The following is a 17,969-nucleotide window of genomic DNA, read 5'->3' on the forward strand; positions in this document are numbered from 1 at the left end:
GCAAGTTGCGAGCATCAGCGTTGGACGAGCGCCAGTTGTGCCATCACCGCAATGCGCCGAATGCTGTCGGTCAGGTGCGTGCACGACAGCGTTGCGCCGCTGATGTTGTTGATGTCGTCGCCCACACGCAGCGGCGATTTGGCGGACTTGCCGAGAAACTGGGTCCGCCACGGCTTGTTGCGGACTTCGTACCCGTGGCTTTCGCGGTAGGTGAGGATTTCAACGCCGCTGATCTCGCCGGCTGTGTTCAGGGCCACGGCGTAATTGATGAGCTCGAATTTACCGATGACGGCGTCGGTCACGAAGTAGCCGAGCGTCTTATCTCCTTGTTTGGCTTGCCATGCGCGCCACGCACCCGGCTTGGCCGGGCCGCCCGCACGTTCGGCCAACTGCCTGAGTTGGTCGGCTGAGAGCGTGAGCGGTACCGGTTCAAAGCCCGTTGCGTCGGGAAACATTGCTTTCTGGGCCTCGGCAGCGGACAGGTAATCCGCCGCAAACGCCTTAGTGACAACGATGCCCGGCGCCCCCACGGCGGCGGCACAGACAAGAACAATGGGCACTGGCTGGTAACGCATGACTTGCACCTCCTTGGATTTGCCGCTCCCGCAGCTTAGAACGACACGCCCAGGCCCAGATCCACACGCGAGAAATCGCGGTTCTGCTTGAAGCGCTGGTAGTCCACTTTGAAGACAACGTTCGGGTTCAGATAGAAGTTCGCGCCGATGGTGTACACGGTGTCGGACAGCGAAGGCCAACCGGCGGGGAAGGTGAAGCCCGGTGCAAGACCTGCGTACTTTTCACCCATGTTGTAGCGCTCGTAGCGGACGAACGGAGCGAAACGATAGTCGCCCTTTTGCCACATGTTGTACGCCGCTTGCATGAACCAGCCGTAGAACGCCGAGGGCATCGGATTGGCTGCGCCCGGGTTGGCCTGATTGACTGTCTCGGTGTTGCTGAGCGTGCCGCGTGCGTACAGCGCTGACAGGTCCCACTTGCCGGGCGTCCAGCGAGCGTGCGCCTCATACAGCGTGGCGCGCTGCTCCGGTAGCGGTGCGTCGGTACTCGAGCGGCTGCTCTTGCCCGTAAAGATAGAGCCGCCGAGCGTAAGGCCGGAAATGCCCGTGTAGTTCAGCGCGACGTATTGCGACAGGTTCTTCGCACTGGCCAGCCCCAGCTCCTGGTGCGTCTGCTGCAGCGGACCGGCACCGTTGTTTTGCATCTCCAGGGCGGAGTTGAACAGCGGGTTTTCCGGGTTGAAATTCCACTTGGCGAGGTTCAGACCGGTGGTCAGGCCAACGTTCCAGTTCAGACCGAAATCGGTATCGCCATACAGCGAGAGACCGCCCTCGCGCCACGTGCTCGGAATGATCAGCGTCTCGACAAAGTTGCGATGAACGCCGTAGTAGTTGGTCGGCTCGTGGTTGCGGTTGATAAAGCCGGTCGGGATCAGGAACAGGCCCGCATTCAGGCCGATCTTGTCGGTCAGCTTGTGATCGATGTAGAACTGCTCGACCTCGAATTCTCCCGAGTCAGACGAGGAGGCGATGGCATGCTCGATCTCGAACTCGGAGTTGAAGCGCGTCTTGTCGTTGAACTTGTAACCAATGCCGAACACTGCGCGCGCGAGGTCCATCTTGGTGTCTTCGGCGCGGCGCGTCGGGCGGCTGTAGTTGACTTCGCCGTAGCCCCACAGCGTGAGGTTGTCGAGCGGCGACGGCCGGCTCGAGGCGAGCTGTGCCGTCTGCACAGTCTGCTGCACGTCTTGCAGGGCAGCGCTTTGCTGTGCCTGTGCCTTCGCCTGCGTCTGCTGCTGGGTTGCGAGCGTCGCGTTCTGCGCCTTCACCTCCTTCAGCTCCGCCTTGAGCGCTTCAATCTGCGCGGCCATGGCGTCGAGTTTCTGTTCGAGTTGCGCGGTGGTGGCGGCATTGGCTGCGCCGGCCCCCATCACCGCAATAGCGGCGGCTACCGACAAGGCGGTTCGTTTCATGCTGTGACGCTCCCTGGTCTTGGAATTTTGAATTGGCTTATTTGCGTGCTGCCGTCTTGCTCAGCGTGGCCCCGCTGGCAGAGACAGTCTGTATACGGGCGGCACCCACGCTGGCTGCGGTAGAACCGCATTGCGCCGGTACGCGATAGGCCGACGGGTTGGCCGGATCGAATCCATCGGTGAGCGTGCACAGGAAGTGCACGAGATCGCTCATTTCCTGGTTCGTCAGCGAAGGCGCGGTGCCTGGGTTGTATGGCACTTCGGCCACGTTCACATTGGCATCGAAGCCAACCGGCAAATCGTTGTACGGCACATCGGGCGTGCCATCGGCCTTGACGTACCAGCGGCCCGGGTCGGTATCTCGCGTGATGTACCACGCCACCACCTGATCAAGTGTCTGGAACACGCCGTTGTGGAAATACGGTGACGTAAGCGCGATGTTGCGTAGCGTCGGCACTTTGAACTTGCCGCACGTCGAGCCACCCACGCGAAAGTCCGTACGCAGCGGTCCGCAAATGCCGAGGTCGTAGTAGCTGTAGTTTGGACTGCCTAGCGCCAGGCCGTTCTTCGGCACGTACGGCAGCGTGGTGCCTTCCTGATTGGCGGTGATGCTCCAGTTGCGTGGAATACCGACGTTGTCGTACGTGAAATCGGTAAACAACGCCGGCGTGCTGCCCTTGCCTGTCGAGATATGGCAAGCGTTGCAGTTACCCTTGGTCGGGTTGTTGAACAGCAGCAAACCGCGCGTCTCGGCATCCGTCAGCGTTGTCTTGCCGGCGAGGTAGGCGTCGAATTTGCTGTCGAAAGTGTGGAAGCTCGGGTCTTCGGATTGGAAGGCCGCCAGCGCGCGGCCGATGCTTTGCATGGCCGCCGCACTGTCCTGGATGCCGGTTTTGGTGAACACCGCCGTGAACTGGTCGAGATACGGGCGCGTCAGCAACGTCTTGAACACGTCATCTGCCGAGGCGTTGGCCATCTCGAATTCATTGGTAAACGGCTGCTGCGCCTGATCCGCCAAGGATGCCGAACGGCCATCGCGGAAAAAACCGCCGGAAGCCTTGCCAGCACTGTCGATTTTGAAGTTCGGCGTGAACGAAGCGTAATTTAGCGACGGCGTGTTTCGCAGGCCGGGCAAATCGGAATTCGGCCCCCCAATCGATACAGACAGATTGTTCGGATCCGTGAAAGCGCGCGATGGGTCGTGGCATGACGCGCAGGACTGCTTGCCCGAGGCGGAGAGCGTCTGGTCAAAGAAGATTTGCTTGCCGACCTGTGCCATCGCCGACAGCGTGTCAGTCGATATCGAAGCCGTCGACGTCGTATTGCCGCCGCCATCCCCGCCGCCGCATGCGCTCAGCAATGTCGCCGCAAGCAGCCAAGCCGCGCCCGATCCCACCCGCGTCACCTTGCTGGCGCCACGGGTTCCTCCTCCACGTTGTCTTTCTTTCATTTCCCTGGCGCGGTGGGCTCTCGGGCCCGCTCAAGCGACTCGATTAATGGTAATAGGAACAATTCGCGTTCGCATTCTAAGCGAATCGTCAGGGGAAATCACGCGTTTTGTGACGGGCGGCGCCCGGCATTGATGAATGCCAAGGTCGGCGTTGCCAATCCGTTGTCGCCGACCGGTGTAAGGTCGTGGCATCGGGCCAATTCCCTCGGGCGCTGGGCTTGTGCCGGTTGGTAGTGCGAACGCTTAAGTGACTGGAATGTTGGGTTTACATTCGAAGGTGCGTGCGTCGCAACTCTGAGAGTTCCAAATTGAGTGACCAAAGTTCCAGATTCAATGAGTCTCGACAGTGGACGACGGCGTCGATGGACGACACCACCCACGACGACAGGGGAATAGTTTTGCGGAAGGAGCACGGTCGACCCATATCTCAGCCATGTGGACACCCCTTTCAGAAACCAACCTGCCGCCCAGTTTCGTACGGGAAGCTAGAGCGACCGACCATCAAGATAAATCGCGAGCGTCGTTAGATTTTCTTGAGTCGGACAGCTCATGCACGTCAGGACGTATTGTGTCGCTCGGCTACCAAGCTATTGCGATAACTATTCTTATCGCAATAGCGACATGGTGGCGCTAAACTGCTTTCCATGAAAACGCGTCTGCTCCCCGTCGATCTCTCCGTCGGCACCCCGTCTGATTTGCCCGATGCCGTCGAACTGGCGGCGCTGCGCGCCTGGCATGCCGGCTTGTCGACCCGTGAGGCCGTCGAGCGCTACCTGGGCGAAAGCCTGACGCCTGGACAGTCTTCGCGCGGCGTGCTTGGCCGCATCCGGCGCCAGCTCGCGGCGTTTGCGCGGCGGCGGCAGCGCGAAGATCTGGCGATGCTGTTCGAGATACAAGCGGCCGAGCGCGCAAGACAGGGGAGGGCGGCTAACCAGGCGATCGAACTGCTCCGCACGCTGCCGCTACCAGCCCCGCTTATCAGCGATGACGTGGAGTTGTGGCTGGACGCACGCGCCGTCGCCGCACTGCGTGCCGCGGGTATCGACACCTTGGCCGACCTGACCGTGCGCGTGCCGCGCAGACGCCGGTGGTGGGCCGTCATCCCGGGGTTAGGGAAGGCCAGCGCGCGGCGCATCGAGGCGTTCTTTGCGGAACACCCGCGTTTGACCGAGCGTGCCCGGGCATTGATCGCCGAACAGGTCCGCGGCGTGGTGATGCCGTGGGAGCAGTTGCGCCTGCCAGCCGAGGTCGACGGCTCGCAGGGGCAATTCCGCGCGCCGCGCGAGACCTGTGTGCTCACCGCTGACAACGACTACGAGGCCGTGCAGGCGTGGCTTTCCCTGCACGAATCGCCCGCCACCCAACGGTCCTACCGCAAAGAGGCAGAGCGCCTGATCTTGTGGGCGATCGTTGAACGCGACCGGCCGTTGTCGTCGCTCACCACCGAGGATGCGATTGCTTACCGGGGTTTCTTGCGCCGGCCGACACCGCGGGAACGCTGGGTTGGGCCGGCACGCCCACGCACGTCTGTCGAATGGCGGCCGTTCACCGATGGGCTGTCGGCGCGCTCGATCGCCTACGCGTTGTCCGTGTTGGGGGCTATGTTCCGTTGGTTAATTCAGCAGCGCTACGTGCTGGCCAACCCGTTCGCGGGTGTCAAGGTACGAGGCACCGGGCGGACCGCCGCTGTCGATGCCTCTCGCGCATTTACCGATGGCGAATGGTCGCTGGTGCGTACGATTGCGGACGGTTTGGAGTGGTCCTACGGCTGGGAAGCACCCGCCGCGCAGCGGTTGCGCTTTGTATTGGATTTCGGCTATAGCTGCGGTTTGCGTGCGAACGAGCTCGTTTCAGCGAAGCTTGGTGATATCGAAACAGATAGGCAGGCCGACCATTGGATCCATTTGGTGGGGAAGGGCGGTCGCGTCGGTAAGGTTGCGCTGCCGTCGCTGGCGCGAGCAGCGCTGGATCGCTATCTGGTAGAGCGTGGATTGCCAGTGACGCCGACGCGTTGGGATCCGCGAATCTCACTGATCGGCACGCTAGGGCTGGCCCCCAACGGCGGGGTGACCGGGACGCGCCTGTGGAACGTGGCCAAACGGTTCTTCCTAACGGCGGCCAACGTGATTGAAGGCGATCACCCTGTGCTGGCTGAGAAGCTACGAAAGGCCAGTCCACATTGGATGCGGCATACGCACGCCACCCATGCCCTGGAGCGCGGCGCAGAGCTGACTACCGTGCGGGACAACCTGCGGCACGCGTCCATCTCGACGACATCGATCTATCTGCACGGTGATGACGTGAAGCGGGCTAGGCAGATCAATGCGGCTTTTGCAGCGGATTGATCGGGCGCCAGCAAACAGCCGACCGCCATCGCTCTCATGCGGCGTCGACCCAAGCCGCAAGATTGGGATGGTCTGCCATAGACTTCATCAGGACGGCGATCCAATGGTTCCTGCCGTAGACCGTAGCCCGGTCTACCGCGCAGCCTTCCAGAAAGGACTGAATGTTCGGGCCACCAGTATCGCGATACTGCCGGCAGTCCGCCAGAATCTCGGCGACTTCGTCATTACCCTGCTCGTCATATCGATCGATCAGCTTGAGACGTCGAAAATGAGAGTCGATGAGCCCCCAAAGTTCGTCGGAGACCCCATTGGGTCTCTCCAAGGAAAAGGTCGCACCTACGCCCGCGAGAGCGGCGTTTTCATGCAGCGTCACCTTGACAAACTGCAGGTCAGGGACCTCGTCAATGTAAGCATGCAAGAACAGGCGACCTCCCGCAGCCGAAAGCCAGTCGTCGTCCTTCGTGGAGTTGCACGTCGAGCAGCACGGGACCAAGTTCAGCGGATGTACCGCGAATTCTGGGAACCTGACTGCGGGCATATAGTGATCGAACGTACGAGGTAGTGTCGTTCCACACATCGGGCAATACTTCAGCAACCGTTTGGGTTGCACATCCTGGATTGCGCGTTTGAGTCGCGCTAACGGTTGCGTGGAGCCGTTGTAGCAGGATCGCAGGGTATCGCTGAGTAGAAGGGCCTGAGCGTGACTCTGGAGGCTGGCCAATGAATTGTTGTTGACGGCGGCAGCGTGGGCCTCATACCGCTCTTCGATCAGATCATGAGCGACGGTAAGCGATGCACGCGTGGCTCTATGCTTTTTGTCTCGGATAGCAACATACCAGTCAAGGTAGGTTGGATCGTCTGGCAGGGCGGTCAGGCTTCTCACTTGGTCCTGTCCCCCTTCTTACCGTACTGCGCCAGGAGATAGGCTTGGGCATTTAGGCTCAGACCGCGCTCGAAGCGGGCCATCACCGCCGCGCTCGTTTCGGCATGTGCGAGTTGCTTGAGGGTTCGGCGGTAGACGCTCTCGACTTCGATGGTCTCGAACACATGCTTGGTCAGTTCCGTGACGCTTTCACCGAAGCTTTCGAGCGCTAAAGGATTGGCCACGGTCACGTTTTGTTCGCGCTCGAACACCAGAACTCGCTTCGCAGGAATTTCCTGAATCACAACGGGCGAGTGGGTCGCAACCACCGCGTAGGAATCGAACTCCTCCAGAATTTTCGACAGCACCAAAAACAGGCTGGCCACGGCGTTCGGGTGCAGGTGGGTTTCCGGCTCGTCGAATAGAACCATCGAGTTTGGCTGAATCCATGCGAGCAGGGCTGTAACGAAGTGAGCCAAAATAGATTGCCCGGAGCTCAAAAGGGACAACGCCCCGTCCTCAGTGGCGCTACTACTAATCTCGGCTTTCAGACTTTCCGTCAATTGATCACCAAGGTTCCCCAAGATAATCTGCATGTAGCTGGCCCAGTCGGCTTCGCCGTCGCGATCGCGGATGCGCTTCTGGTTCCCACGGTACGCTTCGATAAGGGACGCACGGGATAGACCGCCCTTGTCGTTCCGGATGCCGCAATAAACGTAGCTGCTAGAGTTGTCGGGTGGCGGACGCTTAAAGCGATCAAACGCACTATATGAGATGGCGATAATGCGTGTGAACAGCGGGCGGCCGCCGGGAAAGCGTTGCTCGCGCTCAGCCAGTTTCTCCGCCGAGGTTCGCGAGATTTGAGCGAGATCGGCGCCCAAGCTGGCAAGAAATCGGGTCTTGCCCACGGCATTACGGCCAATGATTCCGACGATGCGGCCAGGGACGGGATCCCCAGGGTTGAAGGCGAATGCAGCTTCAACTTCGGCGTCAGCACCCTCGATCATCCCGAGATACGTGAAAGCAGGGTTTTCATTGATCGGCTCGCCAGCGGCCCAACTCGCACCGAATCTGCGGGCACGGTGCGCGCCGTTCTCCCGCATCATGGCGTTGCGGAAGGCCGTACTTGGTTCGAAGTCAGTAGCGAATGTTGGCCGCCAAGCAATGTCACTCAGGGAATCGAGTATGTCTCCTGTCTCGCTGCCGAAGAGCGCGTGAAGGTTCTTGTAGTAGTCCTCTTCTTGGCCTAGCGACACGAACTCCTTACCCAACTCTGAGAATGCTTCCGGCAATTTGGTGGTCTTTGCAACCTCAATGGGTTGACCATCAACATTCGTCCTCTGAAGAATTTTGACCGGACCAAGGCGCGTGGTGCTTCCTGCAGCATCGACATAACTCAAATAGAACTGTACTTTGTGACCATAGTCATCCCAATTATCTGCCGTTAAAACGAAAGCTGGTCGTGGCGCTGAAGGGATGGACTGCCTCCGTTCACGAAGCAGAAAATTGAATTTTTCGGACACCCCGTTCTCCTTGTATTGAATCAGAATCAAGCGACGCCGACGCCGACGCCGACGCCGACGCCGACGCCGATGTCGATGTCGACTAGCCAATACGCTCGAGGTGCGAGCGCAGCTTATTGCCGAGTCGCCCATGTGAAGCGGCCATTTTCCCGGCCGCCTCTGGTTTTCCCCTGACGCAGTCGCGCCCTCGCTTGACACTGCAGCGACACGTGTCCTTTTCGGCGTGCCGCAAGTAGTGGAACCGCAAATACCATCCACGGCATTTTATGGAAACATTTGAGGGGGCCGCTCCCCCAGAAAGGGGGGGCACCAGTTATCGTCCTATGACACTGGTATAGACTCTTGCGAAAAATCAATATCAGCGGAGCTACGGCCTTGATATTGAAGAGGCTGCGGATTTTCGCGCCTGCAGATCGCTTTGAGGCTTTTGCTTCCATCCTCCGAGCGCAGGGACGCTGATGCGCATTGGTCGAGCGTGGCTTATGAGGCTGCGCGAGCTATTATTTGATCGCACCGGCAACCCTGTCCATCAGTTGCGCCGAATACAACTGCCGCCCATAAACGGAGGAGGCTGGCATGGAAACAACGTTTCGCCCGTTGCATTTGCACACCCTCGATAGCCTGTGCGCTGATCTCATTGGTGGCCGGTCGATCGGGGTTGGTGAGAACAACTCGCCTTTTTTGCTGGGGTCTGATGCTGCCCGCTCCGTGCTGTACTGGTACTTCGGTCACAAGGGCAAGTGGGCTGGCAATGTCTTGACCCCGGATGTTGAAGCAATTGTCGACTCCGCTGCCAGCCAACCGGAAGCATTGCCCGCAGCCGCTTCCAACACTGGAGGTCCTGCGCAGCGCTACACCCTCGTATCAGTGCGAGCGCATCAGTTTGGTGGCCTCCACCAAGCGGGGAGCTCCACGAGCAAACCTGACGACTTTTATTTCGAATTCTCGCCACAAGCAAACTTGTTCGAAGGATTCAACGGCTCAGGCAAGACGTCACTTATCAATGCGATCGTCTGGGCGCTAACTGGCGAGATTCTCCGACCACAGCGCTCGCCAGAGTCTGGTAACAAGGAGTTCACAGTCGAGATAGACGACTCTGCTCAACACACCCTGCCTCCGGTCACCCCTTTGCCCGATCCCTCAGTTGATCGGCCTGCAGTGACGGCCCTGCCGGTGGAAACGTGGGTGGAGTTGATCTTCGAGGGGGACGACAAGACTCGTCACGCTGTTCGCAGGTCTTTGAGTCGCGGACAACGTGGTGCTCTTAAAGATGAGGAATCTGGCTTGTCGGCGCTGGGGTTGGATCCTGTCGGAGCACAAGTTGGCACAGTCATGCCTGGTCTCCTACCGTTCATTCAGGTGGGTGCAGAGTCAAAGCTTGGGAAAGCAGTTGCTGAATTGACCGGCATGGCTCCACTGGTAAAACTTGCTTCGCATGCAGGCAAGGCCAAGAAGAAAATTGACGGAGACCTGACCAAGGACCGCAATCGCGAAATCGCAGATATCGATGCCGCCTACCTACGGTCCCATACCGATCTGGCAACGCTCTTTGCAGAACATCCGGGAGTTAAGTGGAGCAAGGATGTCCCTAGACCATCTGCCGATCCTGAGATTGAAGCCACCCTACAAGAGCTACAGGATCACCTCGAGTCCCTCAAAGCCAACGGCCTGAAAGACGCAAAAGACGTGCTCGGTGAAACATTTGATGCAAGTGACGCGGTACAGCGGTCTAATTTAGTCCAGAGCATCCAGCCTGCTTTGTTGGCCGTCAAGAATCTGCGCACGCTGCCGTCGGCCGAGCGGCTCAGCGGCTTGTCCAAGCTGACTGATGGCGAGGTCAGCGCGACCAGAGTTCGGATTGCCGCGATCATCGAGGAGGCCGACGCACTACACGACATAGCCGCGCAACCGGGAAAGGCTGCACGAATCCGCTTGTATGCCCGGGTGGCAACATGGATGAGCGAACATGAGCCGCATGGGATCGATACCGATCTGTGTGCAGTCTGCGGTCAAGATATTCACGCAGCGGTCGATCCGGTAACCGGTATCGCCGTAAAAACCCATATTCAAGAAGCCGCTCAGTCAAAATCCGATCTCTTGGGCAAGACCTTTTCCACGTGGGCGCAGCACGTACTCGGCGAGCTTAGTCGCGACTTGCCCGATATGCTGGCGCGGGAGATGAGGTCTGATCTGCCCGACCACCCCGGCACCCTGATTCGGCAAGCACTCATCGAAGAGTTGTTCAAAGACGATGCCTTTGGCGGATCGCTCCGCTTGCTTCGTCCTGGGGTTGAGGCCGCATGCGATGAAGTGCTGAAGTCATTCAGCACCTGCGATATACCAAGTACCTACCAATTGGCCGATGGCCGTAAGGAGCTCGGAGACCTGAATAGGGCATTGTCCCGCCTGGAGAGGGCACTCGCATTTGCGGCATGGAGAATCGCCAACCAGCCAGCCCTTGCGAACTTCATGCAAACTGTCGTGGGGCAGTCGCCAACAGCTGATCGACCAACCCATCCCAATTCCTTGCTCGGTAGCCTTCTTCGACTGCAATCGATGGTGAACGCTATCGAGCCGGTAAACGAGGCTACGAAGCTGTGCAATCGATTGGCGGAAGATATAGGTAAGCGGCGCGCTAAGGAGAGGCGCCTTGCTGCGTATCACGTGGCCAGCGGGGCACTAGAAGAATGTGCGAAGGTGGGATTACTCGCAGAACAGCAAGTGGGGCAGCTCCAGAAACATCTACATAAGAGTGCAGTAGGCTGGCGCAACCGCATTTACTCGAGCGCATTTCCTTCTACCAGCCTCGATCTCGTCGCCACGAAGATGGATGGCGACGGAGAGCTCCAGTTGCTTGTGGGAAGTGCAGGACTGGCCGCTCCAGCCCAACACGTTGCCAACGCCTCCGCACTACGTGCAAGCTTGGTAGGGTTCTATCTCGCCTACTGGCAACACATCCTGAAAACGCGTGGTGGTTTGCGGCTTCTTCTGCTGGATGACCCGCAAGAACTCCTCGATGGTGACAATCGTGATCGACTTGCGGAATCCATTGAAGACCTAGTGCAGGCGAAAGCGCAGGTAATCATGACGACGCATGACCGCCGGTTCGCGGCTGCAACTGCTCGGCGTGCGCAGGGTGTCGGGATTGCATTGAACTACCGATATGTACATCCTGCCACGAAGATGCGTGGGACGTTGTTTCTGTCCCCGAGCGTCGCCAAGGTACAGAGCGCCTGCGACGCTTACAAAGCTGACCCGGACGACCCAGTAAAGGCGCAAGAATACGTCGCGGAATGTCGAGTCTTTATCGAAGGCCGGTTGGGCGACTTCTTTGACGAGACGGCGTTTCCCTCCACCGCCACACTCAATTTCGCTCCGACCCTATCAGACCACTTGCAGCGCTTGCGCGGATTGGTCAACGGAGGATCGAACGAACTCTTCAGGAGCCCGGTGCTTCGTGGCTTCTGCGACGATGCCGCTCTGCGGGACAAAGCTCCTGCTCTCGTGCTGTTGAACAAGGCCCATCACCAAGACAAGGCCAGTATTCGACCAACCGACGTCAACAAGGCAGTGGTTGACGATCTAGAGCGCCTTCGCCGTACTGCGGAGCGGATCCATGAAGAATTTCGGCTTTTTAGGCGGAGAGCTCCCTTGGCAGTTCCACCCAATGCGCTGGCACCGCTTGAGCTGCAAGAAGTCCCTTCGTTCCAGGTGTTAGTTCAGCCCAGTTTGACGGCATTTGTCAGAGACGCTGCGATCGGTGACTCACAGGAAACGGAGTTTGAAGAGCTAAGCTCTACTTGGTTTGACGAGAAAGCCTTCTTCTACGTACGCGCCGACAATTTCGGCTTTGCTGGGCCGGCGTCAAGCATAGCTGTTGTAGAAGCGATTCCGTCCGCTGTTGAGGACCGAATGTTGGTCGTCGCGCGCAAGGACAAAGATATCTTTGCTCGCCGGATCTTGCGCCCGTCCGATTCCGAGATGATCGCGCTGGCGGCTGAAACGCCCGATCCGCGGAAGGGGCCGCAAACGCTCCTGGTTCATCAGAATAGTGTTTCGCTACACAAAGTGGTCGGTATGCTTCTCGACCGTGATGTTCCGCCACCAGCCTCCAAGAAGGAGGCGGTGCAAATTGATGCGACGGGTATTCTTCCTCGAATTCGGGCCGCTTATCGCATCAAAGAAGATAGCGCGGTTCCACTCGCGCTACCTGGGCAGATCGCATTGGGCGGGACACCAATTGCGCTCGACCGATTTGATGCCCACATCGACTCATATGTGGCCCTGCATCTAGATGATGGATCCAGCATCTTCAAGCGTGTGGGCGAAAGGCTACCCGGAGCACTGTCGCATCTCCGGAGATTCGAGACAATCGGCGGACTTGGGGTGGCCGACGTGCTCGCTGTTGATGCCCCTCAAGCGGGCTTCAGAAGCGTTGTTCAAGCAGTACCAGTAATTGGTGTGCTGTACCACCTTTAGCCTTGTTGCTGGACCACTGATATCGAGCAATGGCGTCGTGGTGGCTCAACGCCACTAGCTCAACTGGGTTTTGGGTGCAGCGTTTCTCCGCAGTTAAGGCATCTCTGGATATGCGCTAGTACCCGTCAAAATGGGGGCCGAAACAGCATTGGATTACCACAAGGCCTCGGAACAGTAGGGCAAGCGCAAGCAGCGACGGTGATGCTGGGGAGCACTTTATCTGGCGCGAGCCCGGCTGAAGGGAAATGAGGACAGGGGGAATACAGATGGCAAAGCCGCGCAAAAAGACGGACAACGTCACGGAATCGATCTTTGAAGATGACTACCTGGTGCGGACGCTTGGGTCCATCGCTCACGATTCGGAAGTCGCACTCACAGAGCTCGTTGCCAACGCTTGGGATGCAGGTGCGTCGCTGGTGGATCTGACCATCCCTCCGTTACGCGAATTGGTCTTGACCGTCGAGGACGATGGGCACGGCATGAGTGCAGCCCAGTTCAGGGGCCGCTGGATGAGACTAGGCTACAACCGCGTCAAGCACCAGGGGCCGAACGTTGAGTTTCCTGCTGAGCGAAAGGGCTGGCGCCGCCGAGCTTATGGCCACAACGGGGTCGGCCGGCATGGGTTGCTGTGCTTCGCAAGTCAATATTCGGTGGAGACTTGGCGTGATAGCAAGGGCGCGAGCTTCGCGATTGGAACCCAGAGCCAAGATTCTCCATTCCGCATAGAGAAGGAAACATCATTCTCGCGCCAGGGGCACGGGACCAAGCTGTCCGTATTGGTGGAGCGCCACTTGCCTAATGCGGACAGGATTCGCGAAATCCTCTCGGCGAGGTTCCTACATGACCCGCAGTTTGTTGTGCGAGTTAATGGTCAGTCGGTGTCGCTGGCCGATCAGACAGGGCTAATCGAGAGGGCGAATCTGGCAATCGAAGGTTGCCCGTCCGCAGAGGCTTATGTCGTGGACTCGACGCGAACGGCCAAGTCAACGCTCTATCAAGGTATTGCATTCTGGGTGAACGGTCGGCTAGTGGGTACCCCGGGGTGGATCATAGGGGCTGAGGCCGTGATTGACGGCCGCGCACGTTTTGCCAAGCGCTACTCGATCGTGGTTAAGGCCGATGATGGTTGGATGGCAGAGGTCGAGTCTGACTGGTCCCGTTTCAAAACAGGCCCCAAAGCGGCTGCCTTGTTTCAAGCCGCACGCCAGTATGCGCTACGCGTTTTTGCTTCCCTCTCGTCAACGTTCGTGGAGGAGAGTTCAGAGGAGGCGCTCGTCCGCAACAAGGAACAGTTCAAGGAGCTATCACAGCTTGGTAGGGCCGAGGTGGCCACTTTCGCTCGCGAACTGGTGGCGTCGACACCGACGGTTTCACAGGATGTCCTTTCCGCAGCGGTGCAAGCGCTGATCAATTTAGAGAAGGCCAGAGGCGGGGCGGCTTTGCTTGAAAAGCTTACACAGCTCGACGAGTCGGACATCGAAGGTCTTGATCGTTTGCTCGGTCAATGGACGGTGCGTGATGCCCTTTCCGTCCTCGATGAGATCGACCATCGGCTAGCAGTACTTGCTGCAATCGAGAAGCTTTCCGGCGACGACACGACCGACGAGTTGCACACCCTACATCCGTTAGTGACGCAGGCGAGGTGGCTCTTTGGCCCAGAGTTCGATAGCAGCGAATACGCCTCAAATGTGAGCCTGAGGACAGCAGCAGAGAAAGTATTCAAAAAACGCGTGTCCGCGGATGCCTTCGCTAATCACAAGCAGCGGCCAGACATCATGGTGTTGGCCGACGCGACTTGTTCGATTGTGGGCACTGAGGGCTTTGATCCCACGGATGCCAGCCTCACTCGCATACAGAACGTCCTGATCATCGAACTCAAGAAGGGAAAGTCAGCGATCGGCCGTGAGGAGATGACGCAAGCCGATGGCTATGTGCAGGATTTCCTGTCCAGTGGGGCACTGGATGGGACGCCAATGTTTCGTGCATTCGTCATTGGGCACGAGATAGCGCCGAAGACCACGAAGGAGAAAGAGCTTAGGGAGGATGGCATGCTTCGGGGGCGCGTGGTTGCGGCCACCTATGGTCAGCTCATGAGGACTGCCCATCAACGGCTCTTTCGGCTCAAGGAGCGAATTCCCGCGCGATATGAAGATGTGTCGGGCGCGGACCTTTCGGCGAAGGTCATGCAGACTGCCACCCAGGCCCCGCTCGCATTGCCTGCGCCAAAGCAAGATGAATATGTGACTGAACCGAAATTCGCAGGCTCGTTACTGCGCTAGGTGTTTGGTCCCATGTTTTGATGGTGCAATCTCTTCTCTGCAATGGAAGGAAGCACTATGGGCCAGGTTCTCCACGGGAGCGCCACGGCGACAGAGGCAGTCCGTCGAGCAATACAAAATAGTCAAGAGAGCCTGAGCGCGCTGTCCGGGCGTTACGGGATCAATCAGAAGACGGTTGCAAAGTGGAAGAAGCGAGCTTCGGTCACCGATTTGCCGACCGGGCCGAAGCAGCCTTGCTCTACCGTTTTATCGGTCGAGGACGAGGCAACGGTCGTTGCCTTTCGCAAGAACACGCTGCTGCCGCTGGACGATTGCCTCTATGCGCTGCAGCCGACGATCCCGCACCTGACGCGATCATCATTGCACCGATGCCACGGCATCTCGCGCTTGCCTGACGTCGAGGGCGATAAGCCAATCAAGAAGAGGTTCAAGGGCTACCCGATCGGCTATTTCCACGTCGATATCGCAGAGGTGCAAACGGCCGAGGGCAAGCTCTATCTCTTCGTGGCCATCGACAGGACCTCAAAGTTCGCTTTCACTGAACTGCATCCCAAAGCCGGCAAGATGATTGCGGCACAGTTCCTGCGTAACTTGGTCGATGCCGTGCCGTACACCATCCATACGGTGCTGATCGACAACGGCATCCAGTTCACCAACCGAACCTGTGATCGATACGCCTTCGACCATATCTTTGACCGGGTCTGCGTCGAGCATGCCATCGAGCAACGCCTGACCAAGGTCAGACACCCCTGAACCAATGGGCAGGTCGAGCGGATGAATCGGACCATCACGGAGGCCACCGTTAAACGTTTCCATTACGACGATCACGCTCAACTGCGCCGGCACCTGGCTGACTTCATCGACGCCTACAATTTCGGGCGAAGACTCAAGACCCTCAAGGGTCTAACCCCGTACGAATTCATCTGCTAACAGTGGACAGCCGAGCCAGATCGATTCAGGATTGATCCGATCCATCAAATGCCGGGACTGAACACCTAGATGAGGACGTCGACGACAAATGCGTCGCTTGCCGGCTTAACGAGCTTGACCTCTATGGCGATAAGACGTGCTGAACACTCGGAAAGCGCCGGCTGTGCTGGCAGAGGGAAAAACATGAAATTCAAGACGGGGCCGTGGCTCGATATCGGTGTGTTGCCGGTTCAGGAGGGAACCTATGAAGTCAAGTTGCCCTCAGGCGAGAAGGCAAAGGCAATTTTTCAATCCGGCACGTGGAGGAAGCATCCTGCCGATTTCACAGAATGGCGGGGAAGGGTGCTCAAGGGAATGTCCAGTGCTCGCCAGCACAGGGAGAGCGTGGATAGTTTCCGTACAGCGTTACCCAGAACATATCCAACTGCCGTAGAGAGCGCCGTCTTTCTCGCGCGACACGCGGTTTCGCTGAACTACAAGAAGGACGCATATCGCTACTACCTAATTGCAAACGCAATTGACCGAACCAGGCTGAAGCGAGTCGACAAACAGTGGCTGAAACGGTTCGCCATGAATTCAGATGTCCGGGACGAGCAGCGCAAGGCTGACAAGTTTTTCGAGCGGTGCGGTGGTAGACCTCGTCAAGCTTAAGAAAAATCTATGATCGAGGTGCTTCCGCATCAACGGGGCTGACCCGCGCGGGCCCAGCTGCTGCAAACTGCCGAACAAGCCAAGAACACCAAATCCTCAGCCTCCGGCGCCGTGGCAGCCATTCCAAGCCGTCCGATAAGGAACAAAATTCTGAAAACGAACGCATGCCGAACACGCACTCGTCGTTGTTGTCGATGGGTACCACTGACCGGGCCGATAAGGAGCGTTAGTCAGTTGTCGGCCAGCGCGTAGCAAACTCGATCAGTTGTTCCCCACGCAGTAGGTGTGGCCGACAAGTGAACAGGGGTACCTCGCGAAAGTGAATAGATTTGCTTCCGTCCGCCACAGGTCGAGACTAACCACGTTGCCGTCACCAAAGACAGAATTGACGCCGCAGGAGTGGTCAAGCGATAGTCGCTCTTGCAACTCACCAGGCTCCTCAGGGGTCAGCCGACGCTGGCACCGATCACAGGTGCATGCGGTCAGCTCTTGGGCAGTATTTGGCCGACGAGTGAATAGGGCTACCTCACGAAAGTGAACAAAATTGCTTCCGTCCGCCAGGAGCACTGCAGCGTCTGCATGTCGCCGCTGCGTTATCTGCAAGCCTCCTTTATTTTACATAACACAAATTATGCGTAATTTAGGTGCTAGAGCCAGGTTGTGATATCCGGTTATAGCCAAGTCCAAATGTCGAGTGACTGGCCGTAGTCCGGATGGCTCCTCCCTTTGCAGGAGCCTGCCATGCTCCCCCACAAGGTTACCTTGACGATGCGGCAGCTCGACCGACCGAAGAACCTCCAGGCGCTCACCGATGGGCACCTCAAGACTGGAATTGCTGCAGCCCGGCTTGGTGTGAGCGCCCGTCAAGCGTTGCGCTTGTTGCGACGCTATCAGGTTCAAGGTGCAGCGGGTCTGCAGAACCGACATCAAGGCCGACCGGCCAACAACCAACTGCCGCCCGGTCTGGAGTTACGCATGCGCGGGCTGATTCGGGACAGCTATGCGGATTTCGGCCTGAAGCTGGCGGCCTAGAAGCTGCGTGAGCGCTGGCCACCGAGACGGTGCGCCGGATCATGATTGACGCCGGTTTCTGGGTGCCAAGGAAGCGACGGCCGGCCAAGGTGCACCAGCCGCGGATGTACGGAAGATTCACGCGCATGACTACGCGCTGCGCGATGTTCACATGCCCAGCCTCATCGCGTATGATCCGGCGACGAATGATGGTGCCCTTGAAGGGTGAAACGGGAACACGGTGTGAAGCCGTGGCTGCCCCCGCAACTGTAAGTGACGAGCCCGCATCAAAGTGCCACCGGAGGGTTCCGGGAAGGCGATGCGCGGTGATGACGCACAAGCCAGGAGACCGGCCATCATCTCTTGTCGACGTGGGGTCAATCCGGGCGGGGTGTACTGGGGGATACGAAAAGCGGCCAAGCCGTTTTGTCCTGTCTCGCGGCGATGCATCT

General features: G+C 58.5%; 10 protein-coding genes, 1 pseudogene and 1 riboswitch. Of the genes and pseudogenes, 6 read left to right on the forward strand and 5 right to left on the reverse strand.

Going from position 1 to position 17,969, the window contains the following annotated elements:
- Window positions 1–14: 14 nt before the first annotated feature.
- From BG83_RS0122490 to BG83_RS0122500, 3 genes are read right to left on the reverse strand one after another with little or no spacing between them, the layout of a single operon-like run.
- Window positions 15–575 carry an FMN-binding protein gene (locus tag BG83_RS0122490; RefSeq protein ID WP_024978851.1) on the reverse strand — a complete coding sequence of 187 codons (561 nt, stop codon included), beginning with the start codon at window positions 573–575 and terminating at the stop codon, window positions 15–17.
- Between the two features lie 35 nt (window positions 576–610).
- A complete protein-coding gene (locus BG83_RS0122495; RefSeq protein ID WP_024978852.1) occupies window positions 611–1,987 on the reverse strand; it encodes a porin in 1,377 nt (458 codons plus the stop codon).
- A 37-nt stretch (window positions 1,988–2,024) separates the two neighbouring features.
- Window positions 2,025–3,266, reverse strand: a complete 1,242-nt coding sequence (locus tag BG83_RS0122500) for a cytochrome-c peroxidase (RefSeq protein WP_024978853.1) — start codon at window positions 3,264–3,266, stop codon at window positions 2,025–2,027.
- A gap of 815 nt (window positions 3,267–4,081) precedes the next feature.
- On the opposite strand from BG83_RS0122500, the gene BG83_RS0122505 reads away from it, so the two are divergent.
- Entirely contained in the window at window positions 4,082–5,782 is a 1,701-nt protein-coding gene (locus BG83_RS0122505; RefSeq protein WP_024978854.1) for a phage integrase family protein, read from the forward strand.
- Window positions 5,783–5,816: 34 nt separating this feature from the next.
- On the opposite strand, the gene BG83_RS0122510 is transcribed toward BG83_RS0122505, so the two are convergent.
- Complete coding sequence (locus tag BG83_RS0122510; RefSeq protein ID WP_024978855.1) at window positions 5,817–6,665, reverse strand: hypothetical protein; 849 nt, start codon at window positions 6,663–6,665, stop codon at window positions 5,817–5,819.
- Window positions 6,662–8,167, reverse strand: coding sequence for an AAA family ATPase (locus BG83_RS0122515; RefSeq protein ID WP_200869061.1), 1,506 nt, complete (start codon window positions 8,165–8,167; stop codon window positions 6,662–6,664). The genes BG83_RS0122510 and BG83_RS0122515 overlap by 4 nt, the downstream gene beginning before the upstream one ends.
- Before the next feature lie 576 nt (window positions 8,168–8,743).
- Here BG83_RS0122515 and BG83_RS0122520 point away from each other — a divergent pair.
- The 5 genes and pseudogenes from BG83_RS0122520 to BG83_RS28005 all read left to right on the forward strand — a co-directional run bounded on the left by BG83_RS0122520 (window position 8,744) and on the right by BG83_RS28005 (window position 17,538).
- Complete coding sequence (locus BG83_RS0122520; RefSeq protein ID WP_024978857.1) at window positions 8,744–12,646, forward strand: ATP-binding protein; 3,903 nt, start codon at window positions 8,744–8,746, stop codon at window positions 12,644–12,646.
- 266 nt (window positions 12,647–12,912) lie between these two features.
- Window positions 12,913–14,925, forward strand: a complete 2,013-nt coding sequence (locus BG83_RS28965; RefSeq protein ID WP_080693731.1) for an ATP-binding protein — start codon at window positions 12,913–12,915, stop codon at window positions 14,923–14,925.
- Window positions 14,926–14,982: 57 nt separating this feature from the next.
- Window positions 14,983–15,924, forward strand: a pseudogene (locus BG83_RS28000) (IS481 family transposase).
- Window positions 15,925–16,038: 114 nt separating this feature from the next.
- Entirely contained in the window at window positions 16,039–16,506 is a 468-nt protein-coding gene (locus BG83_RS0122540; protein WP_024978859.1) for a hypothetical protein, read from the forward strand.
- 741 nt (window positions 16,507–17,247) lie between these two features.
- On the forward strand, window positions 17,248–17,538 hold the full coding sequence (locus BG83_RS28005) for a helix-turn-helix domain-containing protein (RefSeq protein WP_051541577.1): 291 nt from the start codon (window positions 17,248–17,250) through the stop codon (window positions 17,536–17,538).
- A 172-nt stretch (window positions 17,539–17,710) separates the two neighbouring features.
- Window positions 17,711–17,890, forward strand: a riboswitch (cobalamin riboswitch).
- Window positions 17,891–17,969 lie beyond the last annotated feature (79 nt).

The sequence above is a fragment of the Ralstonia pickettii genome (assembly GCF_000607165.1).
In the GTDB taxonomy this organism is placed as follows: domain Bacteria; phylum Pseudomonadota; class Gammaproteobacteria; order Burkholderiales; family Burkholderiaceae; genus Ralstonia; species Ralstonia holmesii.

Excerpts from the sequence above, each read along its gene's own strand:
- BG83_RS0122490 (WP_024978851.1), bottom strand. The coding sequence starts at position 575 with ATGCGTTACCAGCCAGTGCCCATTGTTCTTGTCTGTGCCGCCGCCGTG.
- BG83_RS0122495 (WP_024978852.1), bottom strand. The coding sequence starts at position 1,987 with ATGAAACGAACCGCCTTGTCGGTAGCCGCCGCTATTGCGGTGATGGGG.
- BG83_RS0122500 (WP_024978853.1), bottom strand. The coding sequence starts at position 3,266 with ATGGCACAGGTCGGCAAGCAAATCTTCTTTGACCAGACGCTCTCCGCC.
- BG83_RS0122505 (WP_024978854.1), top strand. The coding sequence starts at position 4,082 with ATGAAAACGCGTCTGCTCCCCGTCGATCTCTCCGTCGGCACCCCGTCT.
- BG83_RS0122520 (WP_024978857.1), top strand. The coding sequence starts at position 8,744 with ATGGAAACAACGTTTCGCCCGTTGCATTTGCACACCCTCGATAGCCTG.
- BG83_RS28965 (WP_080693731.1), top strand. The coding sequence starts at position 12,913 with ATGGCAAAGCCGCGCAAAAAGACGGACAACGTCACGGAATCGATCTTT.
- BG83_RS0122540 (WP_024978859.1), top strand. The coding sequence starts at position 16,039 with ATGAAATTCAAGACGGGGCCGTGGCTCGATATCGGTGTGTTGCCGGTT.
- BG83_RS28005 (WP_051541577.1), top strand. The coding sequence starts at position 17,248 with ATGCTCCCCCACAAGGTTACCTTGACGATGCGGCAGCTCGACCGACCG.